We start from the raw sequence: 25190 nt of genomic DNA on the forward strand, positions 1-25190 counted from the left end.
GGGCTGACGCTGGAAGTCCGTGGATTGGATGCGGTCGACGGCACGCCGGTCTTGGATATCAAGCCGTACATGCAAGAGTTCGCCCCGCGGGCCGTCGTACGGCAACCACAGTGGGCGACAGAGCTGATGCAGGGGTACTGGTCTTCATAGCCTCCGGGGAGTCGGCGCTCCGAAGCCGACGCAAACCCGTCTCACTGGGACTCCAGATGCAGCGTGCGGCCCTTCCAGTTGCGTCTCAGCCACCGATCGTGGCTGGCGATGACGACGGTCCCGGGATAGTCGGCGAGCGACTCCTCCAACTGTGTCACGAGCAGTAGCGACAGATGATTCGTTGGCTCGTCGAGCAGTAGTACATCCGGCATCTCGGCGAGTACGATCGCGAGAGCCAGCCGCTGTTCTTGGCCGCGACTCACGGAGTCCAGCGGGCGTTGGAGATCACGAGGGGCGAACAGTCCGAACGCCGTGAGCGGCACCGCGGCTGCACGGCCGGTGCCGATGGCGTCTTCGTAGGCGCGAACGAGTGTCCTCGATGGCCCGCGCTCGTGCGGGTCGGGGATGCCGGCGTGCTGCGTCAGCAGCCCGATGCGGAGCCCGCGCGTTCGCTGCACCGCTCCCGTGGTCGGCTCGAGTGCGCCGGCGAGCAACTGCAGCAGTGTCGACTTACCGGTCCCGTTGCTGCCCGTCACGAGCCATTGCTCGCCCTGCCGTATCGACATCGATGCCGCTGAGAGGCGTCCGGTAAGGCCGATACGTGCAGCATCGATAACCGTTTTCCCAGGGACCGTCGTCCTGCCGGGGAGCGGGATGCCCGCGAAGCTCAGTTCCCGCGGTGGTTTACGGATCTGGCGGTCTTCGAGCTCTTCCAGGCGCGATCGCGCGTCACCGACCCGCCGCGCCACGACTTTGGCATTTCTATCGGAGTAGAACTTCTTGGAGGCTCTCGCCTCCGTTTTCGGACCTCGCTCCGGTTTGCCAACGGTCTGCGACTCCGTGACCGACGCGCGCAGTTTCTTCAGCCTCGACTGCTCATCCGCGAACTGCTGCTCCCAACGGACCCTGGCATCCCTTCTCGCCTGCAGGTAGTCGGTGTACGTGCCCGTGAACCTCGTGACTCCGATGCCGGAACCGTTGCCGTCCTGCACGAGGTCGCCACAATCCGCGTGCAGCAGGGGAGCGGGATCGAGGTCGACGAGGGCCGTCGCCGTATCGTCCAAGAACGCACGGTCGTGACTGGCGAACAGGACGGGAGCGCTCCAGTTCTCGAGCTCCTCGACCAGGTGCTGTGCTGCTGCATCATCCAGGTGATTCGTCGGCTCGTCGAGCAGCAGTACGTCAGGAGCGCTCAGCAGCAGCGCGGCCAGGGCCAGCCGTGACTGCTGACCGCCTGAAAGTGCAGCCGCGTCGTCTGCGAGCTCGACGTGCTCGAGGCCGAGCCCCGCCAGTGTCTTGGCGATGCGGGTGTCGATGTTCCAGGCGTCGAGGAGTTCAGCGGTTTCGAGAGCCGCCGCGAATCGGAGCTCGTGCTCGTGGTCCGGCCCGGCTGCGAGCAACGACCCAGCCCGCTCAACATCCCGCCCAGCAGCGCGAACTCGCGCGACAGCGGTTTCGATGACGGACCCGACCGATGTGTTCGCCGGGACGGTCGCTTCCTGTCGCAGCAGACCTATGCGAACGTCCGCGCCACCCGGACGGAAGGCACGAACCGCTCCGGAGTCTGCTTGGAGATCGCCGGCGATGATATGCAGCAATGTGGATTTACCCGTGCCGTTCTCGCCGATCAATGCGGTTCTCGCGCCCGCGGGCACAACGAAGGACACATCGGTCAGAACGCGCCGATCGGCATAGGACGCGGACAACCCTTCGATGCGGAGATGTGCGAGGGTGTCGCGAACGGGGCTTGACGAAGCCATAGGAGAAGCCTTACGAGGATGACGTGAATCCCGCCGGGCAGACTGCCTCGGGCACGGGACGAACGGGATCGCTACTGCTTCACGGGCTCAACGGTAGCAACCGCGAGCGGCAATCGCAACGACTCGACTCGCCGCGAGGAGCGAGATAGGTCGCGGCTAGCGTCTCTCCGTCACGGTGTCGATGGTCGTGACAGCCGATGCAGCGGCCGTGAGCACTTTCCTGGTCCGAGAGGCGTCGGCGTAGAACACAAAGTAATCGCCCTCCTGCCGATACGTCGCCGCTTCGATGCTCGCCCGGTAGACGGCTGTGCCGCTGACGTTTCTGTTGATGTCGAACGTCGGCATGATTCCTCCTGAGGCGCTACTGGCCGTCACCGCGAGGGGTTGTTCCCCGACTGGTTCTCATCAGGATGCTCCTCCTGCCAGCCGGCGCGCATGCGTCGTGCGCGAACCCAGTTGCCGATGATCAGGCCGATGATGAGGGCTACGGCCGCGACGGAGACCAGAATGAACACCCACGGCGGTATTCCGCCCTCTTCGGCCGACTCCTCCTGCGCGGAGTCATCTGCCGTTGGTTCTTCTGCAACTTCGTTTTCGGTTGCTTCGGGGTCCTCGGCGGTATCGTCGTTGTCCTCGGGAACAGCTGAGTCTTCCGGCTCTTCGCCGCAGACCGGAGCCTGCGGAAGCGCGGGGCTCGGTTCGTGATCCGCCGGCGGCTCCCAGGTGAAAGCGATTTCTCCGGATACGGGGTGCGTGTCCGCCGAGACCACCGTGTAGCCGAGCACGTAGTCGCCGGCTTCCCCCAGTGCTGCAACCATGGATGCAGTGGGGCCCTCGACGATCGTGCATCCGTCTCCGAAGTAATTACCGGAGGCGTCCTGCAGCGTCATCACATTCGCCGTCTCGACCCCGGGAACCTGCAGGATCTCCTCGTTCATGGTGACGGACAACGTCTCGACGGCCTCCGTCAGTGTTCCTCCGTCTTCAACGGTGCTGTCGATGATCGTCGCGTGCGACGGAAGCGGTAGAACGAGCGAAGAAACAACGGAAAGTGCCGCGAGCAACTGCATGACGCCAGTCTACTAGCGAAAGAGCAGCTCGGTCAGCGCCCGCGGGTCCGATTCGGTGTCTTTGTTTCGGTGAGCCTGCGTAGCATGTCGGTGGAAGCGCGTACGCTTATTGCAACGACTTCGGGAGGTTTGACCGTGGCGCGACTCGGTGAGAGCAGCGATTTGCTCAAGTGCACATTCTGCGGCAAGAGCCAGAAACAGGTGCCGCTGATTGCTGGCCCTGCCGTCTACATCTGCGATGAGTGCGTTGAACTGTGCAACGAGATCATCGCTGAACGCAAGTCCTCCGAGAAGGCGAAAGAGGCGGTGCCGGAGTTCACGCTCCCGAAACCGCGCGAGATCTTCGAAGCACTCGATGAGTACGTTGTCGGCCAGGATCGCGCGAAACGGTCGCTGTCCGTTGCCGTGTACAACCACTACAAGCGCATCCACGACTCGCAGCAGCTGGCGAGTGCGGACGCCGCCCGTGAGCAGGTCGAGATCGCGAAGTCCAACATCCTGATGGTCGGACCTACCGGCTCGGGAAAGTCGTACTTGGCATCGACGCTCGCCAGAAAGCTCAATGTGCCGTTCGCGGTTGCCGATGCTACTGCGCTCACGGAAGCCGGTTATGTCGGGGAAGATGTCGAGAATATTCTGCTGAAGCTTATTCAGGCCGCCGACGACGACGTCAAGCGCGCTGAGAACGGCATCATCTTCATCGACGAGATCGACAAGGTCGCCAGGAAGGCGGAGAACCCGTCGATAACGCGTGACGTATCGGGCGAGGGCGTGCAGCAGGCGCTGCTGAAGATCCTTGAGGGTGCGGTAGCGTCGGTGCCGCCGCAGGGCGGCCGAAAGCACCCGAACAGCGAGTTCATCCAGATCGACACGACGAACGTCCTGTTCATCGTTGCCGGTGCATTCGCAGGGCTGGAAGACATCATCAGGGCTCGCAACGGAAAGCAGGGCATCGGGTTCGGCGCTCCGCTGCAGACGCCGAAAGCAGATCTCGATATCTTCAACGAGGTACTGCCGGAAGACCTGCACAAATTCGGCCTCATTCCCGAGTTCATCGGTCGTCTGCCGGTTATTGCTACCGTCACACCGCTCGACAGGGAGGCGCTTGTCGACATCCTGACGGTGCCGAAGAACGCGCTCGTGCAGCAGTATCAGCGGATGTTCGAGATCGACGGTGTGCGACTCGACTTCGAACAGGATGCGCTGGAGGCGATTGCGGACCTCGCCGTGGAGCGCAAGACCGGCGCACGTGGTTTGCGAGCCATTATGGAAGACGTGCTGGCGCCGCTCATGTTCGATGTGCCGTCGGAACCGGACATTGTCCGTGTCGTCGTCACGAAGGACGCTGTGGACGGTAGCGGAGAAGCCGAAGTGCTATCGCAGAGCGACATAGAAGAGCTAAGCGCCTAGAACAAATGATGAACGGCCCGGGCGATCTCCGGGCCGTTCATCACGGATGTTGATTCAGGGGATGTCTACTCCCAGGTGACGGGGTCCGCTCGGTACTCTTCGTCGCGCGGCGAGTACTGCACGGAGTCGACGTCCGAACCTTCGGGGCTGAGGACGACGATACAGATCTCCTGCGTCGAGTCAGCTGCCCACTCACTGTCGAGCGAGGTGATGTTGCAGGGATCGAACGAACCGATCACGTTCAAATTCGAAGCTGGGCTGCCGGCAGCCAGTCCCGCGAATGCGTTCGTCAGCGTTGCGCCTGCAAGTGCTTCCGAAGTCTCGTCGACACCCGCAACGGTGATGTGCAGGTAGTACGGCTCGAGCCCGTCTGCGCTCTCGCCGAGATCGAGGTCAGCCAGTTCGTCGATGGACGCCGACTCGATCTCGTTCACGGTCGCCGACAGTAGGCCGGTTTCCCCGTCTTCGCCGTCGATGGGATGCGCGAGCACCGCGGTGTCGCCGATTGCGAGCGTTGAGCCAGGAGCGGTGACGTCACCGGGAACGTCGTCTTCACCGTTCTCCTCGGCCGTGTCGTCAACCTGGTCTTCCGTCTCTTCGACGACCTGGTCATCCGGTTGCTCCGGCTCGTCGGCACCTGCGCAGGCGGTAACCAGCAGCGCACTCGTGGCGATTGCGCCGATGGCCAGCAACTTCTTCCGCGTGATCATGCATTCTCCTCATTTGAGATTCTTAGGCATCGTCAGCCTACGTGCCGTTGCTGAGCGGAGTTTCAGCTCCGAGCGAGAGTGCGTGTGCTAAGAGTTGCACGGCATCCGGCTGCGGGGCAGCTAGGCGGCGAGGCCTCGACGATCCAGCAGCGGCTCGATCTCCGCGTCCCTGCCCCTGAACTCCCTGTAAGCGGTGCGCGGATCTTTCGAACCGCCGATGCCCAGCAGATGCTGCCTGAAACTGTCGCCGACTTCACGAACATTGCCGGATTCCTTGAAGTACTCGACAGTGTCGGCATCCATGACTTCAGACCAGATGTACGAGTAGTATCCGGCCGAATATCCGCCGGAGAAGACGTGCTGGAAGTACGTAGAAGAGTAGCGAGTGGGAACCGTGGAGTTCAGCAGCCCTGCCTTCTCGAGCGCCTCACGCTCGAACGATTCGACATCCGTTACCTCTTCCCCGACCGCGAGATTGTGCCAGGCCTGGTCGAGGAGCGCTGCGGCAAGGTACTCACTCGTGTCGTGCCCCTGGTTGAACGACTCCATCGCCTGTATGCGCTCCAGGACGTCGGAGGGGATCGGCTCACCGGTTTCGAAGTGCTTCGCGTAGTTGTTCACGACCTCGGGCCAGAGCATCCACATCTCGTTGACCTGACTGGGGAACTCGACGAAGTCGCGGAAGACATTCGTACCCGAGAACTTCGGGTACGTCACTTTGGCCAGCAGACCGTGAAGCGCGTGACCGAACTCGTGGAACAGCGTCGCGGTCTCATCGAACGTCAGAAGCGTCGGTTTGCCTGGCGGCGGCTTCGGCACGTTGAGATTGTTCATCACGATCGTCGGCTGATCGAGGAGCGCGTTCTGGGAGATGAGGGGATTCATCCACGCGCCGCCGCGCTTCGAGTCCCGTGTGTAGAGATCGAGCAGGAATAGACCCAGGGGAGTACCGTCCTCCTCGAAGGCTTCGAAGAAGCGATTGTCCGAGTGGTAGCCGGTCAGGTCGGTGCGCTCCTCGAACCGCAGCCCGTAGACGAGCCCCGCCGCGAAGAACACACCGTCATGCAGCACGCGCTCCGCCTCGAAGTACGGGCGCAGTGCGGCTGTGTCGACATTGTGCAGGCGCGAGCGAACCTTCTCGGTGTAGAAGGCCCAATCCCAGCTCTCGAGAGCGTGGGGTGCCGGGGTCGATGCGATCTCCTCGCGCAAGGTCTCCGCCTCCGCGTGGGCATTGCGCGCGGCGGCGGGCGCAAGGCGACCGAGCATGTCGGCCACTGCGGCGGGTGTTCCTGCGGTCTCATCGGCGGTCACGTAGGCGGTGTGCGACACGAAGCCGAGCAGCGAGGCCCGCTCGGCTCGCAGCTTCGTGATTTCGAGAACGATCTCCGAGTTGTCGTTGTCGTTGCCACGGGATGCACGCTCAAGCGACGCCCGCATGATGCGCTCCCGCACATCCCGGTTCTCGAGGGAAGCCAGCCACGGGTGACCCGTGAACAGCGGCAGCGTGATCAAGTACTTGTCGCTCAGCCCCCGGGCCTGAGCCGCCGCTTCGGCCGCCTCTATCTCGCTCTGGGCGAGACCTTCGAGTTCGGAGACATCGTCGATAACAACCGCCAGATCGTTCGTATCGGCCTGGAGATTCTTGTCGAAGAGCGTTGAGAGCGACGCGAGGCGCTGATTCAGTTCTTTCAGCCGTTCTGTGCGTTGCCGGTCGAGCCCGGCACCCGCAAGGGTCATTTCCTTGTGGTACCGCTCGACGAGGTACTGCTGCTCGTTGCTCCAGTGGGGCGATGGGTTCTCGAATAGTGCACTGATCCGCTCGTACAGCTTCGAATGCAGCTGAATCGAATCGAAATGGGCTGCCACCTTCGGCGCGTACTCTTCTTCGAGCTGCTGCAGGAACTCGCTGCTGTCGGTGCTCGTGATCGACCAGAACACGTGCATGACGCGTTCGAGGATCGCCCCCGAACCCTCCAGCGCCTCCAGCGTGTTCTCGATCGTCGGCGCGGCGTCGTTGTTCACGATCGCTTCGATCTCGTCCCGTTGCTGCTGGAAGCCCGCTTCGAGAGCTTCCGCGTAGTGCTCGTCTCGGATATCCGCGAACGGGGGGAGCTGGTAGGGGAGCGTTGAGGGTTCGAAGAACGGGTTACTCATGATTAGAGCCTAGCGACGTACCCTTGCAAGAACTTTGCGTTCCGCATCGGTTTGCCGTGCACTCGCCAAGTGCGAATCGGCTGTTCTCCTCCGCACTCCGCGACTTCGCTGATCAGGGCTCGTGAGTGACCATCGTTTCGCCGTCGACCTGCGTTATCACGGTGCCGTCGTCGAGGGTGACGATGGGCTCGCCCTCTAGAAAGGTGAGCGTCCAACCCCATCCACCGGTGTCGGCCTCGAGATCACGGAGCACGCGCTCTTCCTCGCCGATCGCTTGACGAATGCCCAGTGGCAACGATTTCGGCGCCTCGTCCCCGAGGCTCCAGCGTGTTCCGATCTGCACGATGGCCCCCTAGTTGTCGTCGTCGAGCTCGGCCCGCAGCTCGCTGAGATCGAGAACCTGCGTTGCTTCCTCCGAAGCTGCGGCCTTCTGCTCCGGAGTGGCCTCATTCGGAACAACCTGCAGTGGCGTCTGCCGCTCCGATGACGCTTCCTCTTCCTGCTGGACGAACTCGAGTTCACCAACTCCCAACTCGTTCGCCGCCACGAACTGCAGATCCTCTATGCGTCCGACGGCGGCGAGGTCGCTCGCTGCCTGCTCCATGAGGCCGATGGTCTCGCTCGGGCCCTCGATGACCGCCCGCGCAACGGGCGTCTTCTGCGAGACCTTCGCATCCGTTTTTGCTCGGCGAATCATGATCAGTGCCTCGCCGACTGCGCTCAGCATCCCGCGGGACTGCGCCGACGTCGGCAGATCGTGGATGCGCGGCCACTTCGCGAGGTGGATCGAGCCGTCGTTGGTCCAGCTCCACACCTCCTCCGTCGCGAACGGAATGTAGGGCGCGAGCAGACGAAGGAGCACATTGATCGCGCTGCGGAGAGCGCGGATCGCGGAACCCTGACCGACGGGGTCGCCCGAGTACGCGCGCTCTTTCACGAGCTCCAGGTAGTCGTCGCAGAACGTCCAGAAGAACGTCTCGATCGTGTCGAGCGCTTTCGCGTGATCGTAATCCTGCAGCGATTCGGTTGCGCTTTCGATGACGTCGCGCAGATCACCGATCATGTCGATGTCGATCGGATTCGCGATATCACCCGCTTCGCCCTCCATCTGGTAGACGAACTTCGCGGCGTTCAGCACCTTCATCGCGAGGCGCCTTCCGATCTTGATCATCTTCGGGTTCTGCGGGTCGAGCGTCGCATCCATCCCGAGCCTGCTGGAGGCCGCCCAGTAGCGAACCCCGTCGGAGCCGTGCTGTTCCAGCATTGACTGCGGTGTGACGACATTGCCCTTCGACTTCGACATCTTCTTGCGATCGGGGTCGAGGATCCAGCCGGAGATCGCGGCGTGCTCCCACGGCGCCTTGCCCGTCTCGAACATCGAGCGGACCATCGTCGAGAACAGCCAGGTTCTGATGATGTCCTGGCCCTGCGGGCGCAGATCGAACGGCGTCAGCAGATTCCAGAGCTCATCATCCCTGCCTCCCCAGCCGCCGACGAGCTGCGGGGTCAGAGACGATGTCGCCCAGGTGTCCATGACATCCACTTCGCCGACGAACCCACCGGCCACGCCACGCTGCTCGGCAGTGAAGCCCGCTGGAACATCACTCGAGGGGTCGAGCGGCAGTTGGTCCGGCGAGGGCAGAATAACTCTGTCGTAGTCGGGGTTGCCGTCTTCATCGAGGCCGTACCAGACCGGAATCGGCACGCCGAAGAATCGCTGACGCGAGATGAGCCAGTCGCCGTTGAGCCCGTTGACCCAGTTCTCGTAGCGAACCCGCATGTGGTCGGGGTGCCAGTCGATCGTGCGGCCGAGCTCGATGAGCCGGTCGCGGATCTCGGCTTCGCGGCCGCCGTTCTTGACGTACCACTGCCTCGTGGACACGATCTCCAGCGGCTTGTCGCCCTTTTCGAAGAACTTCACGGGATGCGTGATCGTTCGTGTCTCGCCAACGATGCGGCCCGAGGACTGGAGCGCTTCCACGAGCGTCTTCCTGCCCGAGAACACGGTTTTCCCGGCCATCTCGGCGTAGAGCTCGAGGCCGGCATCCGTTGCGATCGCCTCCGGGGCCTCCGGCACGAATCGTCCGTCGAAGCCGAGCACCGAGCGGTTCGGCAGGTTCAGCTCGCGCCACCAGGTGATGTCGGTCGTGTCGCCGAACGTGCAGATCATCGCGACGCCCGTGCCCTTGTCGGGTTGTGCGAGCGGGTGGGCGACGAAGGGAACCTTCACTCCGAAGCCAGGCGTTTCAACCTCCGAACCGATCAGGTGCGCATAGCGTTCGTCGTCGGGATGCGCCACGACCGCCACGCAGGCGGGGAGCAGCTCGGGGCGAGTCGTGTCGATGCGCAGGTCGCCGTCCTGCGAGGTGAAGAGCAGCGTGTGGTACGCGCCGGGCTGTTCGCGGTCCTCGAGCTCCGCCTGAGCGACTGCCGTGCGGAAAGTCACGTCCCACAGTGTCGGGGCGTCCGACTGGTAAGCCTCGCCCCGTTCCAGGTTGCGCAGGAACGCGAGCTGGCTCGTGCGGCGTGAGTCGTCGCTGATCGTGCGGTAGGTCTGCTTCCAGTCGACGGAGACCCCCAGCGTGCGCCACAGCTCCTCGAACTTCTGCTCGTCCTCTTCCGTGAGGCGTTCGCAGAGTTCGATGAAGTTCTTGCGAGAGATGGGCAGCTGATCGGCCGGCTTGGTCGTCTTACCGTCGCCTTCGTTGGGCGGTGTGAAATTCGGGTCGTAGGGGAGTGTGGGGTCGACACGAACACCGTAGTAGTTCTGTACACGGCGCTCGGTCGGGAGACCGTTGTCGTCCCAGCCCATCGGGTAGAAGACCTGCTTGCCGAGCATGCGCTGGAAGCGCGCGATGATGTCGGTGTGCGTGTAGCTGAATACGTGACCGACGTGGAGTGAGCCCGATGCGGTCGGAGGAGGCGTGTCGATCGAGTAGACGGTTTCGCGCGTAGCTTCGTCGCGGCGGAACGCATAGGTTCCTGACGTCTCCCAGCGGGCATCCCACTTCGTTTCGAGGCCCTCAAGAACTGGTTTCTCGGGCATGGCCATGGCTCTCACCTTTGCTGTCGATCTTCGCGGCATCGTGTCTGCTCGCCGTACCTGAACGGTGGCGAAGATGCCTGATTGTCTCGCAGAGTCTAGCGAACGTCGCGGCTGGATGACGACCGATCATCAGATTCCCGCTTCCGCAGTACGAACTGCAGCAGCGCGTTGATGACGAACAGCACGCCGGCGACGACCATGACCCACCGCACCCAGGTGTCTTCCGGACGGATGAATCCCGCGGTGAACATGCACGCTCCTGCGACCAGGAACAGCCAGGGCGTGATGGCATTGCGCGGTGTTCTCCACATGATTCCAGTCTACGGGCTCGCGCACTTCGCAGTGCAGGCGGCAGGATGCGCGGCCCGCAGGCTTCCGCGGCGTCAGCGCGGCACTTCGCGGTAGCCGTCCGCGCCAACGTGCGTCGGAACGCCGAGCGAGCGGAGTTGATCCTGCACAGCCGTGAGTTCGGACGTATCGACATGCACGGTCAGATGCGCTGAGGAACCGTATTCGACGGCGGGTTCGAGGCCGCGGGTGCGCAAAGCATTGTCGATGCGACCGACTTCGGCGAGATCCACTTCCGCGCTCACCCGCTTCGTCGTGACACGGTGCACCCGACCCGCGGCGCTCAGTGCATCCGAGGCTGCACCCGAGTACGCGCGGAGGAGACCGCCGGCTCCGAGTTTGGTTCCGCCGAAGTATCGCACCACGATGACGCCGACGTCGGTGAGTTCTTGCCGCAGTATCGACTGCAGCATCGGCGCTCCCGCTGTCCCGGAGGGCTCGCCGTCGTCGCTCGAACGGCTCGCTTCACCGTGTTCGCCGACGATGGCCGCTGAGCAGACGTGCGCTGCATCGGGATGTTCGCGTCGCTGCTCGCGCACGAGTTCTGCGAAGTCGTCGAGCGAGAATACTCGTGTGGCGATGCCGATGAAGCGCGATCGCAGAATCTCGTGCTCGACGCGTGCATCCCTGGCGATCGAGCGGTATTTCATGCCTCGAGTCTGGCACGCGGGTACCTGCCATCGCGCGGCTCGGGCGTCGAAGGGGTTCGCCTCGAAGCCCGATCGCTGTGCCGTTGCAGTACCAAGTGGTGTAAACAAGAGAGAGGAGAGATTCCACTCGAGGAGGAGCATGATGAAGAGAGGACCTGGACGACCGAAGGTGTCGTCGGTCGAAACGCTGAGCGAAGCCGCAATCGAGCTCTTTCTCGAAGTCGGTTTCGAACGAGTCTCCATCGACGACATAGCGGGGCGCGCCGGTGTTTCGCGAGGAACTTTCTTCACCTACTTCCCCGGCGGAAAATCGGACGCCCTGTGGTGCAGGGTCCGGCCAACGCTGGACGCCGTGCAACCGAGTCAGGACGGCCCTCCCGTGCGCGCTTGCGCGGACGCGCTCGTCAGTGCTGTCGCTCCCTGGGAAGATAGGGTTCCGCAAGTGCTCCGCGATGCCGAGACCATGGGTGCGACCGAGGTCCTGCTCGCTTCCGCAGGGGTGCACGCGGCGGAGCTCTCGGCAGTGCTGGCGCATCGCATCGCGATTGGCGAAGACATCCTGCCCGAATCGAATCGCGCATCCGGCGTCGCAGGCGCGCTGATCGGCGCGGCATTCGGCGCCATCGGCGCCTGGGCCAGGACGCCTGAGGGTACCGCGGAGGAGGCCGTCAGAGCCGCTGTCGAGCCACTTGTCGAAGCGCTGGAGCGATAGCGACCTAGCCCGTGCAGTACGCGAGCAGCCCGTCGATCGCCGCTCGAAGCGCCTCAGCGTCCTCCTGAATCCCCTCGGTCGCAGAGAGCGGATCGCTCGTGTCGATCTCTGCGATGCGCGCGTTCAACGCTTCTGCAGCGCTCTGCAAATCGCCCAGGAGCACTTCGAGTTCAGGGTCTCCCTGAGCGTCTCCGCCGATGTCACCGAGCTGCGACTGCAGAGCATTGAGCAGGGAGGCCGCCAAGAGCAGATCGCCGCCCTCGAGCGCTTCGTAGAACTGCGCAAGCGTTCGCGAGAGGTCGTTCACCTCGGCGACAACGGAAGAGCACGCCTCTTTCGTGATGTCCTCCGAAGGAACGTTCGGATAGGAAATCGTCGGATCCGGCGCCGAGGGTGCGGGAAGACCGATGCCTCCGCAGCCGGTCAGGCCGAGTGCCGCGGCGGCAACAACCGCTATCGCTCGCTTTCTCATGGCATCACTCTACTGGCGACATCTCTTTGCTAGACTTGGCCGTCGCATTGATCCGGCTATCACCGGGGAGCATTCGGAAGAACGGTGAGCGGGTTCCGCGCACTCAGTAGAACCGAACGGGGCAGGCCCGTAACAGCCGCAGTGAGAGTGGCGTACGAGAAGTGCGTAATCCGGGTGGTACCGCGCGAAAGCGCCCCGGAAGCAACCAACACTGCGAGAGAAAGAGCCGGCCCGTGTACCCAAGGAACCGCGACGAGCAGCCCAGCGCGTCACCTTCGTTCCCGCGCATCGAAGAAGGTGTGCTCGCGTTCTGGAAAGGCGACGACACGTTCCGAGCCTCCATCGCACAGCGCGAGGGATGCGACGAATGGGTTTTCTACGACGGACCCCCGTTCGCGAACGGGCTGCCCCACTACGGCCACCTCCTGACCGGTTACGTTAAAGACGTCTTCCCGCGGTACCAGACCATGCGCGGTTTCAAAGTCGATCGACGGTTCGGCTGGGACACCCACGGCCTACCGGCCGAGCTCGAGACGATGAAGCAGCTCGGCATCACGACGACTCGGGAAATCGAGGAGATGGGCATCGACGCTTTCAACGCGAAGGCGAAGGAATCGGTGCTCAAGTACACGCAGGAGTGGGAAGAGTACGTCACCCGGCAGGCGCGCTGGGTCGACTTCGAGAACGACTACAAAACACTGAATCCCGAGTTCATGGAGTCGGCGATCTGGGCGTTCAAGACGCTGTACGACAAGGGGCTCGCCTTCGAAGGGCACCGGGTACTGCCCTACTGCTGGCGGGATGAAACGCCGCTGTCGAACCACGAGCTCCGGATGGATGACGACGTCTACAAGGATCGTCAGGACCCCACCCTGACCGTGACCTTCCCGTTCACGGGTGAGCGGGCATCCGAACTCGGCATCGAGGGTGTCGCCGCGATCGCCTGGACGACGACGCCCTGGACGCTGCCGACGAACCTGTCGCTCGCCGTCGGGGGATCGATCGAGTACGCGGTAGTTCCCGAGGGGCCGAACGGCACGCACGGCGAGTCGGACACCTATCTGCTCGCGACCGACACGATCGACGCCTACGCGAAGGATCTCGGATACGAGAGCGCGGACGACGCGCGCGCGGCCGTCACCAAGACGCTGCAGGGCAGCGAACTCGTCGATGTCCTGTACGAGCCGCTGTTCGACTACTACGCAGACGTCGAGGAGTGGGGAACGGAGAGGGCGTTCCGCGTGCTGGCCGACGACTACGTCGCAACGGGTGAGGGCACTGGGCTCGTGCACCAGGCTCCCGCCTTCGGTGAAGACGACCAGAGGACGTCGAACGCCGCGGGCATCCCGACGCTCGTCTCGCTCGACTCGGCCGGCGTCTTCACGTCGGAGATCTACGATGTCGCCGGCGAGCGCTGGGATGTCGCGAACAAGCCGCTGTCGCGCCTGCTGAAGGAGCGCGGCCGCGTGCTGCGGCAGTCGACCTACGTGCACTCGTACCCGCACTGCTGGCGCTGCGGCAATCCGCTGATCTACCGAGCCGTCTCGAGCTGGTTCGTCCGGGTCACGGAGATCAAGGACCGCCTGCTCGCCGCGAACGAGCAGATCAACTGGGTGCCGAACAACGTCAAGCACGGCCAGTTCGGCAAGTGGCTCGAGGGCGCCCGTGACTGGTCGATCTCCCGCAACCGGTACTTCGGCACGCCCATCCCCGTGTGGAAGAGCGACAACCCGGACTTCCCGCGCGTCGACGTATACGGGTCGTTCGAGGAGCTCGAGCGCGACTTCGGCCGGTTGCCGCTGGACGCGAATGGCGAACCGAACCTGCACAGGCCCTTCATCGACGAGCTGACGCGCCCGAATCCCGACGACCCTACGGGGCAGTCGACCATGCGACGCATAGACGATGTGCTCGACGTCTGGTTCGACTCCGGGTCCATGCCGTTCGCGCAGGTGCACTACCCGTTCGAGAACGAAGGCTGGTTCGATACCCACAGCCCTGCCGACTTCATCGTCGAGTACATCGGCCAGACTCGCGGCTGGTTCTACGTCATGCACGTGCTCTCGGTCGCGCTCTTCGACCGGCCCGCGTTCACGAACGTGATCTGTCACGGCATCGTGCTCGGCGACGACGGCCAGAAGGCGTCGAAGAAGCTGGGCAACTACCCGGACGTCACGATGTCGTTCGACACTTACGGTTCCGACGCGGTGCGATGGATGCTGCTCTCGAGCAACATCCTGCGCGGGGGTAACCTGCCGGTGACGGAAACCGGCATCAAGGAGGCCCTGCGTCAGTTCCACCTGCCGCTGTGGTCGACCTGGTACTTCTTCTCGACCTACGCGAATCGCGCGATCTACGGCAGCCATTACGACGCGAAGGGGCGCACGGACTCGACGAACGTGCTCGACCGGTACATCCTCGCGAAACTGCGCGAAACGGTCGTGGACGTTCGGAACGCCCTCGACGAGCTCGACGCGACCGGAGCAACGGTTGCGCTGAGAGACTTCGTCGACGTGCTCACCAACTGGTACGTGCGCCGCTCGCGCGACCGATTCTGGGAGGGCGTCACCGAGGACCCGGAGTCGCCGCAGGCATTCGAGACCCTGTTCACGGTGCTCGAAACCCTGACGCGCACCGCGGCTCCTCTTGCGCCACTTGTCACCGAGGAGATCTGGAAGGGGCTCACGGGAGGTCGCAGCGTGCACCTCGAGAGCTACCCGGATGCAGATGCGCTGCCGGCAGACCCGGAACTGGCGGAGGTCATGGATCGCGTTCGCCAGATCGCCAGTGCCGGCAACGCACTCCGCAAGGCACGGCAGAAGCGTGTTCGACTGCCGTTGCCGAAACTGACGGTTGTCGGGGACGTCGACGTCTCGGCGTTCGAATCGGTGCTCCGCGACGAACTCAACGTCCGCGAAGTCGTGCTCGAGCAGCAGCGCGAGGACTCGCTCGCAGCCTTCGGCATCGGCCGAACGCTGCAGGTGAATGCGAGAGCCGCGGGGCCCCGCATCGGCAAGGACGTGCAGCAGGCGATCAAGGGCTCGAAAACGGGCGACTGGTCGATCGAGGGCGACACGGTGACGTCCGGCGGCATCCAGCTCATCGACGGCGAGTACGAGTTGCGCCTCGAGGTGCAGGATGAGCAAGCGGCGGTCGAATTCCTCCCGGGCGGCGGCTTCGTCGTGCTCGACACCTCGACGACACCCGAGCTGGAAGCCGAGGGCCTCGCGCGGGATGCCGTGCGCAGCATCCAGGACGCCCGCAAGCAGGCGGGCCTGGATGTATCCGACCGCATCGTTCTGAGTGTCGTGAGCCCCGATGCCGACGCACTGAACGCCAACGGCGAACTGATCGCGCGTGAAACACTGGCTAACGACATCACGGTGGAGCGGGGCGAAGAATTCTCGGTGGAGGTGCACAAGGCATGAGCGACGACGTCGACGACCTGATCCTCGACTCGCTGGAGGATCGCGAAGCCGCCGAGGAGGCGTATCGAGAGCTGCTCGAGCGCGCGGCGGAGCAGGCCATCGAGCCCCGGTTGCACGCGACGGCCAGAGCCGTCGAGCTGCTGGGCGACCCGCAGAACTCTGCGCGTGTTATCCATATCACCGGCACGAACGGGAAGGGTTCCACTGCCCGGATCATCGAGGCGCTGCTCCGTGCGCACGGCCTCCGCACCGGCACGCTGACGAGCCCTCACCTGGAACGCGTGAACGAGCGCATCGTGGTCGACGGTGAGCCAGTCAGCGACGAAGCCTTTGCGAAGAACTGGGAGGACGTCAAACCGTTCATCGAACTCGTCGATGCCGAACTCGAAGGCAAAGGGGAGCGGAAACTCACCTTCTTCGAAGCCTTCACCGTCCTCGCATTCGCGATTTTCGCCGATGCGCCCGTCGACGTGCAGATCCTCGAAGTCGGGATGGGAGGCGAATGGGATTCAACCAACGTCGCTCACGCGGACGTCGCGGTGTTCACGCCGATCGCACTCGATCACATGAACCGTCTCGGCGCCACGATCGGTGCGATCACGACGACCAAGGCGGGCATCCTGAAACCGGGTTCGCTCGCCGTGAGCGCAGCACAGGAGCCCCAGGCACGCGGTGCACTCGATGAGCGGGCAGCCGAACTGGGTATCGCGGTGCAGTACGAAGGCGAGAGCTTCCGGATCGTCAACACGCAGATCGCGGTCGGTGGTCAGATGGTCCAGCTTTCGACAGCGGCGAAGCACCACGATGAAACAGCGCTGCCGCTCATGGGGCTGCACCAGTCACGTAACGCCGCGCTCGCGGTCGCTGCGGTCGAAGCATTTCTCGGAGGTGGTGAGCAGGGCATCGCGGAAGACGTTCTCGCCGACGGATTCGCTCTCGCATCGTCGCCGGGTCGGCTTGAGGTCATCGGCAACGACCCCGTTGTCATCGTCGATGCAGCGCACAATCCGCATGCGGCCACCGCTCTCGTCGAAGGCGTGCAAGGCTGGTTCGGGGCCGATCGCGCGCAATTCGTGCTCGGGCTGTTGCAGGGGAAAGACGCCAGGGGTGTGCTCGAGACGCTCGCCCCGCTTGTCGACACGATCGTCATCACCGAGTCGGAGTCCGATCGTGCGATGCGTGCTGACGACCTCGCAAGGATCGCCGGCGACGTGCTCGGCGATGACGCCGTTATCGTCGAGCCGCACCTGCTGGAGGCCGTCGAGATCGCGCGCGAACGCGCTGACGACCGCGAACATCCCGTCGTCGTGACGGGTTCGATTACGCTGCTGGGCGACGTTATGCGCTTCGCGAGAGAGGAGATGTGGATCCGCTCATGAACGAAACGAAACGGGTACGGCGACCGCGCGGCATCATGGAACAGCTACTCACGATCGTTCACTGGATCGAGATTCTCTCGCTCGGGTTCGCTGCGCTAGCGATGTGGGGGCTGACGCGCGACTGGCCGGCGCCGGTCACGATCGTCATCGTTATGACGCTCTTGATTGTCGGACTGCGTGTTCTGCGGTATCCGCGCGGATGGGTGGTCTCGCTCGCGCTGCAGGCGGCGGTTGTCGCACTCGGCTACTGGGACTTCCTGCTCATCATCATGGGCGTCGTGTTCGCGGCGCTGTGGATCTTCTGTTTCGTGAAGGCGCGGCAAATCGAGATGGGCCGGGCAGGATAGGATTTTCAGTATGGAAACTACGCTTGTCTTGCTGAAGCCGGACGCTGTCCGACGCAACCTCATCGGTCAGATCATCGCCCGTATCGAAGCCAAGGGCTACGTCATCGAAGCGATCGAGCTGCGCAGCGCAGAGCGGCTGACGCTTGAGGCTCACTACGAAGAACACCTCGGTAAGCCGTTCTACGAGCCGCTGATCGAATTCATGTCCTCGGGGCCCGTCGTCGCACTCCAAGTGTCGGGCGACAGGGTCATCGAGGGCTTCCGGACACTCGCGGGGCAGACGGACCCGACGGTCGCCGCGCCCGGCACGATCCGAGGAGACTTCGGCCGTGACTGGGGGCGCGCTGTCGTTGAGAACCTCGTGCACGGCTCCGACTCGTCGCTCTCGGCAGAGCGCGAGCTGTACATCTGGTTCGGCGAGAGCGGAGAGCCTCGCGAGGCATAACGCTACGCACAGCAAGGCGCCGTGAACCTGTCGGTTCACGGCGCCTTCTCTTTCGCGAACGCGCCGCTACATGAAGAGAAAGCGAACCAGTTCCGGCAGACGAATCGCGATCGTGAGAACCACGATCACGAGCATCAGGAACGAGGCGATCCAGGAGTACGGCAGGAATTTGCGTGCCACGCGCTGAGCTCCTGACCCGAGCTTGACGGCGCCGTCGGCAATCGAATGGGTCAGCGTCGGGAAGAACATGGCGTACACCGCCACCCACACGCCGAAGCACCACGGGCAGACGATGCCGAGCAGGAAGATCGAGTTCCAGGCGAGCCACAGTACGAAGGCGAGCGCGCCGGTCAGTCCGACCGTGAAAGCCACCCAGAACCAGCGTTTGAATTTCGCACCTGCAAGCAGCGCGACTCCCACTGCTATCGGAGCCACGAATCCCATGAGCCCGATGAACGGATTCGGGAACCCGAAGGCTGACCCCTGTGCCGATTCCATGGCGCCGGAGCAGGTGATGAAGGGATTGATGTCGCAGGCGAGGGCACCCTCGGGGTCGAGCAGCAGGTTGAGTCGCTCGACCGACAGCTCGAAAGCACCGAACAGCCCGAGCACGCCGCTCGCGATCAACAGCCACGCCAGCCAGACCGGCGCGCCGACTCGGGTATCGGCGTCATTCTTCTCGTGCGTCATGGGCACCTCCGTCAACTATTCAAGCACCCTGCTGTAGTCTGTTCCTACCGGACTCCCATGAGTCCCCGAAGATTTTTCGCAACGACCTGCGAAGGCCAAAGGGCCCGGGTCACAGAACGAAGTTGCCGCACAGCGGCAGCCCAAGGAGTACGCCACCAGTGGTGAAGAACAGAATTGTAAAAAAGAAGGCAAAGGAAGCCGAGCAGGCGGAGCGCGAGCAGCAGGAACTGGAGCAGCAGACAACGGAAGAGTCTGCAGCCGGAACCGCTGAACCGCAGGATTCCACCGAAGAGCTTTCGGAAGCCTCGCACGCGCCCGAGCAGCCCGAGCAAGCCACCGACGCACCCGTCGCCGAGGCGGATGCCGAGGCAGCAGCCGCACATCCGACAGACGAAGCCTCTGCCGAGAGTTCGGAATCCGATGGCGAAACCTCGCCGGCAACCGAAGACGAGGCGAAGGGCCCGGAGTTTCCGGTGCCGTCGAGCCCCTTCGATCTGATCTTCGCAGCACCGGATCTCGCGACAGTCGGGCTCCTGCCCGCCCGCGAAGAAGAGGATGACGACGACGATCAGGACTCCGGCGGCGCTGACAGACGCTCCCGCAGGGGCCGCTCTCGTTCGCGTCGCTCGCGGAGCAACCGGCAGGATGCAGCAGAAGAGCAAGAGGTCATAACCGAGCCGCAGAAACTCAAGGGCTCGACGAGACTCGAAGCGAAGAAGCAGCGCCGCAGGGATGGCCGCGAAGCCGGTCGTCGTCGCAACGTCGTGACGGAGAGCGAGTTTCTCGCCCGCCGCGAATCGGTCGATCGGCACATGGTGGTGCGCAGCATGCACGACCGCGTGCAGATTGCGGTGCTCGAGGACGGCGTACTCGTCGAACACTATGTAGCGAAGTCCTCCGAGACCAGCATGATCGGCGATGTCTTCCTCGGTCGTGTGCAGAACGTGCTGCCGAGCATGGAGGCGGCCTTCGTCGACATCGGCCGTGGCCGCAATGCCGTGCTGTACTCGGGTGAAGTCGATTGGGACGCTGCCGAGCTTGACGGTCAGCCGCGCAAGATCGAAAACGCGCTGAAGCCCGGCGACACGGTGCTCGTGCAGGTCACGAAGGATCCCGTCGGCCACAAGGGTGCCAGGCTCACGAGCCAGATCTCGTTACCGGGTCGCTACCTCGTCACCGTCCCCGGCGGCGCTATGAACGGCATCTCTCGCAAGCTTCCCGACACGGAACGGTCGCGTCTGAAGAAGATTCTGAAGCAGGTCCTGCCGCAGGACATCGGCGTCATCGTGCGTACCGCTGCGGAGGGCGCGACGCAGGAGCAGCTGCAGCGAGACGTCGACCGTCTCACGAAGCAGTGGAAGCGCATCCAAGAGCTTTCGCAGAAGGGCAACGCCCCGCACCGGCTGCACGGCGAGCCCGATCTGCTGGTCAAAATCGTACGCGACGTCTTCAACGAAGATTTCACGAAACTCATCATTCAGGGTACGCAGTCGCACAAGACGATCTCCGAGTATCTCGAGGCGATCGCGCCCGAGCTGCTCGAGCGGGTCGAGGAGTACGAAGGGACCGATGACCCGTTCGATCACTTCCGCATCAAAGAGCAGATCGAGAAGGCTCTCGACCGGAAGGTGTGGCTCCCGAGCGGAGGGTCGCTCGTCATCGATCGTACCGAGGCGATGACGGTCATCGACGTGAACACCGGTCGCTTCGTCGGCCAGGGCGGCAACCTGGAAGAGACCGTCACCAAGAACAATCTCGAGGCGGCCGAAGAGATCGTGCGTCAGCTTCGGCTGCGTGACATCGGCGGCATCATCGTCATCGACTTCATCGACATGGTGCTCGAGACCAACCGCGATCTCGTGTCGCGCAGGTTGATCGAGTGCCTGGGCCGTGACCGCACGAAGCATCAAGTGGCGGAGGTCACGTCTCTCGGCCTCGTCCAGATGACGAGGAAGAAGCTCGGTCTCGGGTTGCTCGAGTCGTACTCGGAGCCGTGCGAAGCGTGCGCCGCTCGCGGCATCATCGTGCACCACGAGCCCATTTCGAAGGGCGGCCGCGAGTCGGGTAAACGACGCGGTCGCGGCGCTCGTCGCGAGCAGCAGAACGACCAGCAGAAGACCAACGGCAACGGTGGCGCTCAGGAGATCACCGAGGATGCCCGCAAGGGGCTCTCGCGGATTGCCAGCGCACACAAGAAAGCGGAGCCGGGGGCCGAGGAAGCGGCGTCGGAGGAAGTCGAGCTCGAGAGCAATCCGCAGCGCGATCGTGGTCGCGGCGGCGGACGCGACCGCAAGGAGCGAGCAGCGAAGCGCGATCGTGAGCAGGGCCGCGAGAATGAAGGTGCCGACGTGCGTATCCTCGACATCCCGGTCGCCGCACAAGAAGAGCAGGCTGCCGCGCAGAAGCCGAAAGCGGAGGACTTGGACGATCTGCTCGGGGGCGCCCTCGATAAGTTGCAGCAGCCGGAGCCGGGCACAGGAAAGGCAGCGAGACGTTCGAGGAGGGCCTCGAGCGGCATCATCCGGGCGGGCGACGACGTCTAACGGACATCCGTCGTGTTCCCGTCTTGACCGGGAGCGCGGCTTAGCTTAGCCTTGCCTAAGTTCAAGTTGTCGTTCGGGAGTGCGCATGCATGCTGGGGAAGTGACGGTGCCGTCACGTGATCGTCTGCGGACCGAAAGGGCCGAACGTATCGCCCAGCAGCTGCTGAGCGGAGGCGGTGCGGGATCCGTCACCGCATATCGGCTCGAGGGGCAGCCGACGCTGGACGCCATCGCCCACGGCGTCGCATCCGATGGCAGCCTCGTGATCGCGGCGATCGTCGAACGCGACACTCCTGTCATCGCGCCGGCACCCGTGGACGTTCGGCTCGACGTCACGAAGGAAGCGCCGGAACTGGATGTCCGCATCGTCGCCGCATCAGCGCACCTGCTAGGCACTCTGCGCTGGCTACCGCCTCTCGATGCGTCCGATGCAGCTGCGGTCGATCGATTCCCCGAACACATCGCGGAGATCGCGATGGCTCCCGGAGGTCGGGTGGCAGTATTGCACGCGACCAGCGCCCTTGTGCACGAGAGCGCGGGTGTCACGCGAGTCAGTGTCCAGCGCGCCTGCGAGGGCGTCCGCGCGGCTTCACACGATCGCACTCTGGAGCAGGCTCAGGCGATGCTGGATCTCGCTCGCGCAACGGATCGCGATCAACTCTCGCTGATCGCCGACGGGGTCATCGGCGGCTATCGCCGGGGCCGCGTGCTGACGGAGAAGCCGACCGCGGGAGTGTGCACGGCAGCGCTGGGGAAGACGTTCGTGATCGACGTTGATGCTCATGGTCTGACGCTCATGCACATCGGCGAACAGCAAACGACCGTGGTGCTCGCCCTTTTCGGTGCGGAGGCACTCGAACAAGAGCAAGGAACCACGGTCGAGAGGTGTCGCGCGAATCTCGGGCGACTACTCGCTGCGTAACGTCTTGTCTACGCGGCGCGGTAGCTGGTGCAGTTGGCCGTATCGCCGTCGAGCGCAATCGTCGGCGAAGTGCACATGAGGTCTTTATTGAAGACGCACTCGATGCGCTGGCACGCACCCACGCGACCGTCGGCAACGGGGAGCCCACCTCGTGCATCCAGCGTGAGCATCGTTGTGCAATTCGCCTCCGAGCCCGTGCCACCGACGGTGATGGCGCCGGCCGTGCAGCCGTCGTTGTTGAAAGCGCACTCCGTTGCTGCGCACGAAGTGATTGCCGTGAGCGTTGCCATGATTCCTATCCTTACTGCCGGTTGCAGCGGAATCGCTGCATTGATTCCACGATAGGGACTTGACAAACCGCTGTCTAGCAAGGTAAGGCACGGCTAACGAAGGTAAGCCTTCACTCAGGTGGCTGGGACCAATCGCTCAACTTTGCCAGAGCGCATGCGTTTATCGTAGTGCTCGAGATCAACCGATGGGGGCGGAGCGGACGTTGAGAACGAGACGATCGGTCAGAGCACTTTTTGCCGTTGCGGCAGCAGCGTGCCTGCTCACGGGGTGCGTTCTCGCGCCGACGGGAACGGATCCATCGCACAGTGATGACCGGGGACGGCCGGTGTTCGCAATCGAATGGGCAACAGAGGATCCCTCCGTGTTCCTGCGCGAGGGCATCGTCTATGCGTCGCGCGGTAGCGGTGCCGAAAAAGAAGTCGTCGCTCTTGATCCGGATATCGATGAATCGCTCGTGCCGGAGCAGCCTCTCGACCCGCTGGATTTCACGGAGTTGTGGAGCGTGGAAGTCGGGGAATCGATGTTCTCGGTCTCCGATCACCTGTTCTTCGACCCTGTCGTCGCCGTGATTCGCGCAGAAGAGGCGCTGTTGCTCGACGCGGCGACGGGTGAGCAGATCGCGAGCTTCGCTCTTCCGGGAGAGGCCACCGGGATCGCTTTGGAGACGTTCGACAGCTTCTTCATCGACTTCGCCGACGGTGAGACCGAGCAGCTGGTGCTGACGAGCGAAGGAGAACTGCTCTCACTGGCGGAATGGGTGGACGATTTCCCCGATGACGTCTCCGACTACGGCGCACTGCACGACTGGGTGCTGCCGATCGGCGAAGAGCGCAAGAGCGCCCTGCATATTCGCGGTGATGAGCTCTACTGGCGCTTCGACGGCGCCGCCCCAGCCTTCGCTGACGAGCTCGGCCTTGGTGACGACTACGTGCTCGGCTTCGGCGTTCAGGGATACAGCTCCGTGTTCCTGCAGTATTCGCGCACCGGCACCGAGCTCGAGAGCGGGAACTACACCAGTGAGGACGTCGCGGTCGCGCAGGTCGACGACGGCGAACTCATCGACGTGCATCACGGGGCGGTCATCTGCGGAACAGGTATCTGCTCAGGAGAGTTCGAGGTCGAAGGCGGCATCGTGGCTCCGGGAGCATCGGCCGCCCTCCTGTACCCCGATGATGCCGATGCTGCCACGCTTGAGTTGCCAGACGTTCGGGAGTTCCCCTTTCAGCTGAGCGGTTCCCTGCCCGGAGGGGAATACGAAGCCGTCGCACTCGGCGAGAACTGGACGTGGCTCGAGGACTCATCGCCGACGCACATAACGCACAGCGTCGATGACCCCTTGCGAGTAGGGGAGGATGTCGTGGTCCCGTGCCAGCGCGTCGATGACGTTGCGGGCGCCGCCGCATGCTCGGGGAGCGGTACCCCAGTGGTTGACGAGGACGTGCCGAGCCGGGTGGTTGAACGAACAGGGGCAGACGAGACGCTCGGCCACTTCAGGCTCTTCGCACTCGTCACGGATCAGCACATCCTGATTGCGCCCGTGATGATGATCGAGTGAATGTCCGTCATCGGTCTCGCGGCCGAATGCGGAGCCCGCTCGCCAGCAGCCTGCGAACGAGCTCCCGAGACGGCACCGGCTCCGCCCCGAGCGAGATCAGTTCGGCGATCCGCTCCATGGGGACGTCGTAGTGATCTCCCTGGAACGCGCGTCGAGGGATGCCGGCCCGCGCCGCGAAGGCGTGAAGCTCATCCAGGTTCGTGTCGCTCACGAGATGTGCCCAGACGGTGCCGTGCTTCGGCCACAACGGATCATCGACGAGAACGACCATGTCGTCAGCGTACGAGAGATTCGGCGCTATGCTGGGATGCGGGTGATGCAGACACGCTCAATGCTCGGCTTGACCGGATGCAGCGACTGCCTGTAAAGTTGATCCCTGGCGCACTTTCGCTTTCGGCGTGCGCTGTCAAGCTTTATTGCAATTCATTAGTGAGGATTCACGTGGTTTACGCAGTTGTGCGCGCCGGCGGGCGCCAGGAGAAGGTCGAGGTCGGCACCGTCCTCGTCGTCGACCGCGTTGCTGCAGGCGACAAGGGTACGGTCGAGCTTGCTCCCGTCATGCTCGTCGACGGCGACAAGATCACGACCGAAGCGAGCAAGCTCGCGAAGGTCAAGGTCACGGCTGAGGTTGTCGAAGACCTCCGTGGACCGAAGATCGTCATCCAGAAGTTCAAGAACAAGACCGGTTACAAGCGTCGCCTCGGCCACCGCCAGGAGCTGACGCGCCTCAAGGTCACAGGCATTAAGTAAAGGGGGCGTGACATGGCAAGTAAGAAGGGTGCATCATCCACCAAGAACGGTCGTGACTCGAACGCCAAGCGCCTCGGCGTGAAGCGTTTCGGCGGCCAGGTTGTCAAGGCGGGCGAGATTCTCGTTCGTCAGCGCGGTACGCGCATCCACGCTGGCGCAGGCGTCGGCCGTGGTGGCGACGACACGCTGTTCGCACTGGAGCCCGGCTCGGTCGAGTTCGGCAACAAGGGCGGGCGCAAGGTCGTTAACATCGTCGCAGCTGCGGGCGTGGAGTAACCCGCTACGGCAGCGACTAGAATTTTGAGTGTTTTGGGGCGGGCTTCGGCTCGCCCCAGCGCTGTTTTCAGAAGGCGCTATC

Annotated in this window: 25 protein-coding genes; 12 read left to right on the plus strand and 13 right to left on the minus strand. The window is 63.6% G+C overall.

All coding sequences use genetic code 11. From position 1 onward, the window contains the following. Positions 1-9: 9 nt before the first annotated feature. Positions 10-150: a TrmO family methyltransferase gene (locus Q0O95_RS14095; protein WP_366516450.1), complete on the plus strand. Its 141-nt coding sequence runs from the start codon at positions 10-12 to the stop codon at positions 148-150. Positions 151-191: 41 nt separating this feature from the next. Here Q0O95_RS14095 and Q0O95_RS05575 read toward each other — a convergent pair whose 3' ends face one another. From Q0O95_RS05575 to Q0O95_RS05585, 3 genes are all read right to left on the minus strand, one after another. Further along, positions 192-1910: an ABC-F family ATP-binding cassette domain-containing protein gene (locus tag Q0O95_RS05575; RefSeq protein ID WP_293696225.1), complete on the minus strand. Its 1719-nt coding sequence runs from the start codon at positions 1908-1910 to the stop codon at positions 192-194. 156 nt (positions 1911-2066) lie between these two features. Continuing rightward, positions 2067-2255: a hypothetical protein gene (locus tag Q0O95_RS05580; protein ID WP_293696227.1), complete on the minus strand. Its 189-nt coding sequence runs from the start codon at positions 2253-2255 to the stop codon at positions 2067-2069. Positions 2256-2281: 26 nt separating this feature from the next. Next, positions 2282-2980, minus strand: coding sequence for a copper resistance protein CopC (locus tag Q0O95_RS05585; RefSeq protein ID WP_293696229.1), 699 nt, complete (start codon positions 2978-2980; stop codon positions 2282-2284). A gap of 135 nt (positions 2981-3115) precedes the next feature. Here Q0O95_RS05585 and clpX point away from each other — a divergent pair, with 135 nt between their 5' ends. Then, positions 3116-4390: an ATP-dependent Clp protease ATP-binding subunit ClpX gene (gene clpX / locus Q0O95_RS05590; protein ID WP_293696231.1), complete on the plus strand. Its 1275-nt coding sequence runs from the start codon at positions 3116-3118 to the stop codon at positions 4388-4390. Between the two features lie 65 nt (positions 4391-4455). Here clpX and Q0O95_RS05595 read toward each other — a convergent pair whose 3' ends face one another. From Q0O95_RS05595 to Q0O95_RS05620, 6 genes are all read right to left on the minus strand, one after another. Further along, positions 4456-5100, minus strand: coding sequence for a hypothetical protein (locus Q0O95_RS05595; protein ID WP_293696233.1), 645 nt, complete (start codon positions 5098-5100; stop codon positions 4456-4458). A gap of 120 nt (positions 5101-5220) precedes the next feature. Further along, positions 5221-7254: a M3 family metallopeptidase gene (locus Q0O95_RS05600; RefSeq protein ID WP_293696234.1), complete on the minus strand. Its 2034-nt coding sequence runs from the start codon at positions 7252-7254 to the stop codon at positions 5221-5223. A gap of 112 nt (positions 7255-7366) precedes the next feature. Continuing rightward, a complete protein-coding gene (locus Q0O95_RS05605) occupies positions 7367-7597 on the minus strand; it encodes a hypothetical protein (RefSeq protein ID WP_293696236.1) in 231 nt (76 codons plus the stop codon). 9 nt (positions 7598-7606) lie between these two features. Beyond that, positions 7607-10300 carry a valine--tRNA ligase gene (valS, locus tag Q0O95_RS05610; protein ID WP_293696238.1) on the minus strand — a complete coding sequence of 898 codons (2694 nt, stop codon included), beginning with the start codon at positions 10298-10300 and terminating at the stop codon, positions 7607-7609. 95 nt (positions 10301-10395) lie between these two features. Continuing rightward, positions 10396-10611 (minus strand): hypothetical protein, encoded by a 216-nt coding sequence (locus Q0O95_RS05615; RefSeq protein ID WP_293696240.1) that lies wholly within the window; start codon positions 10609-10611, stop codon positions 10396-10398. Between the two features lie 72 nt (positions 10612-10683). Continuing rightward, positions 10684-11298 (minus strand): YigZ family protein, encoded by a 615-nt coding sequence (locus Q0O95_RS05620; protein WP_293696242.1) that lies wholly within the window; start codon positions 11296-11298, stop codon positions 10684-10686. A 139-nt stretch (positions 11299-11437) separates the two neighbouring features. Between Q0O95_RS05620 and Q0O95_RS05625 the strand changes: the two genes are divergently transcribed. Then, positions 11438-12010 carry a TetR family transcriptional regulator gene (locus Q0O95_RS05625; protein ID WP_293696244.1) on the plus strand — a complete coding sequence of 191 codons (573 nt, stop codon included), beginning with the start codon at positions 11438-11440 and terminating at the stop codon, positions 12008-12010. Between the two features lie 4 nt (positions 12011-12014). On the opposite strand, the gene Q0O95_RS05630 is transcribed toward Q0O95_RS05625, so the two are convergent. Then, complete coding sequence (locus Q0O95_RS05630) at positions 12015-12482, minus strand: hypothetical protein (RefSeq protein ID WP_293696246.1); 468 nt, start codon at positions 12480-12482, stop codon at positions 12015-12017. A 233-nt stretch (positions 12483-12715) separates the two neighbouring features. Between Q0O95_RS05630 and ileS the strand changes: the two genes are divergently transcribed. From ileS to ndk, 4 genes are read left to right on the plus strand one after another with little or no spacing between them, the layout of a single operon-like run. Next, positions 12716-15910: an isoleucine--tRNA ligase gene (ileS, locus tag Q0O95_RS05635; protein WP_293696248.1), complete on the plus strand. Its 3195-nt coding sequence runs from the start codon at positions 12716-12718 to the stop codon at positions 15908-15910. Further along, a complete protein-coding gene (locus Q0O95_RS05640; RefSeq protein WP_293696249.1) occupies positions 15907-17289 on the plus strand; it encodes a folylpolyglutamate synthase/dihydrofolate synthase family protein in 1383 nt (460 codons plus the stop codon). Before ileS ends, Q0O95_RS05640 begins: the two co-directional genes overlap by 4 nt. Continuing rightward, a complete protein-coding gene (locus tag Q0O95_RS05645) occupies positions 17286-17636 on the plus strand; it encodes a DUF4233 domain-containing protein (protein WP_293696251.1) in 351 nt (116 codons plus the stop codon). Before Q0O95_RS05640 ends, Q0O95_RS05645 begins: the two co-directional genes overlap by 4 nt. Positions 17637-17646: 10 nt before the next feature. Then, on the plus strand, positions 17647-18081 hold the full coding sequence (ndk, locus tag Q0O95_RS05650; RefSeq protein WP_293696253.1) for a nucleoside-diphosphate kinase: 435 nt from the start codon (positions 17647-17649) through the stop codon (positions 18079-18081). A gap of 66 nt (positions 18082-18147) precedes the next feature. Here ndk and Q0O95_RS05655 read toward each other — a convergent pair whose 3' ends face one another. Continuing rightward, the gene (locus tag Q0O95_RS05655) at positions 18148-18771 is read right to left on the minus strand and encodes a vitamin K epoxide reductase family protein (RefSeq protein ID WP_293696255.1); all 624 of its coding nucleotides are present in this window, start codon (positions 18769-18771) and stop codon (positions 18148-18150) included. Between the two features lie 161 nt (positions 18772-18932). Between Q0O95_RS05655 and Q0O95_RS05660 the strand changes: the two genes are divergently transcribed. Then, complete coding sequence (locus Q0O95_RS05660) at positions 18933-21314, plus strand: Rne/Rng family ribonuclease (protein WP_293696257.1); 2382 nt, start codon at positions 18933-18935, stop codon at positions 21312-21314. 85 nt (positions 21315-21399) lie between these two features. Next, the gene (locus Q0O95_RS05665) at positions 21400-22236 is read left to right on the plus strand and encodes a hypothetical protein (RefSeq protein ID WP_293696259.1); all 837 of its coding nucleotides are present in this window, start codon (positions 21400-21402) and stop codon (positions 22234-22236) included. 8 nt (positions 22237-22244) lie between these two features. Here Q0O95_RS05665 and Q0O95_RS05670 read toward each other — a convergent pair whose 3' ends face one another. Next, positions 22245-22526, minus strand: coding sequence for a DUF1540 domain-containing protein (locus Q0O95_RS05670; protein WP_293696261.1), 282 nt, complete (start codon positions 22524-22526; stop codon positions 22245-22247). A gap of 326 nt (positions 22527-22852) precedes the next feature. Here Q0O95_RS05670 and Q0O95_RS05675 point away from each other — a divergent pair, with 326 nt between their 5' ends. Further along, positions 22853-24082 (plus strand): hypothetical protein, encoded by a 1230-nt coding sequence (locus Q0O95_RS05675; RefSeq protein ID WP_293696263.1) that lies wholly within the window; start codon positions 22853-22855, stop codon positions 24080-24082. 7 nt (positions 24083-24089) lie between these two features. Here the strand turns inward: Q0O95_RS05675 and Q0O95_RS05680 are convergent, their stop codons facing one another. Then, positions 24090-24353 (minus strand): DUF4031 domain-containing protein, encoded by a 264-nt coding sequence (locus Q0O95_RS05680; RefSeq protein ID WP_293696264.1) that lies wholly within the window; start codon positions 24351-24353, stop codon positions 24090-24092. Positions 24354-24523: 170 nt separating this feature from the next. On the opposite strand from Q0O95_RS05680, the gene rplU reads away from it, so the two are divergent. After that, positions 24524-24832, plus strand: coding sequence for a 50S ribosomal protein L21 (rplU, locus tag Q0O95_RS05685; protein ID WP_293696265.1), 309 nt, complete (start codon positions 24524-24526; stop codon positions 24830-24832). Positions 24833-24844: 12 nt separating this feature from the next. After that, a complete protein-coding gene (rpmA, locus tag Q0O95_RS05690) occupies positions 24845-25108 on the plus strand; it encodes a 50S ribosomal protein L27 (RefSeq protein WP_293696266.1) in 264 nt (87 codons plus the stop codon). The last annotated feature ends 82 nt before the right edge of the window (positions 25109-25190 follow it).

The sequence above is a fragment of the uncultured Agrococcus sp. genome, from assembly GCF_945915485.1.
Taxonomy (GTDB): domain Bacteria; phylum Actinomycetota; class Actinomycetes; order Actinomycetales; family Microbacteriaceae; genus Agrococcus.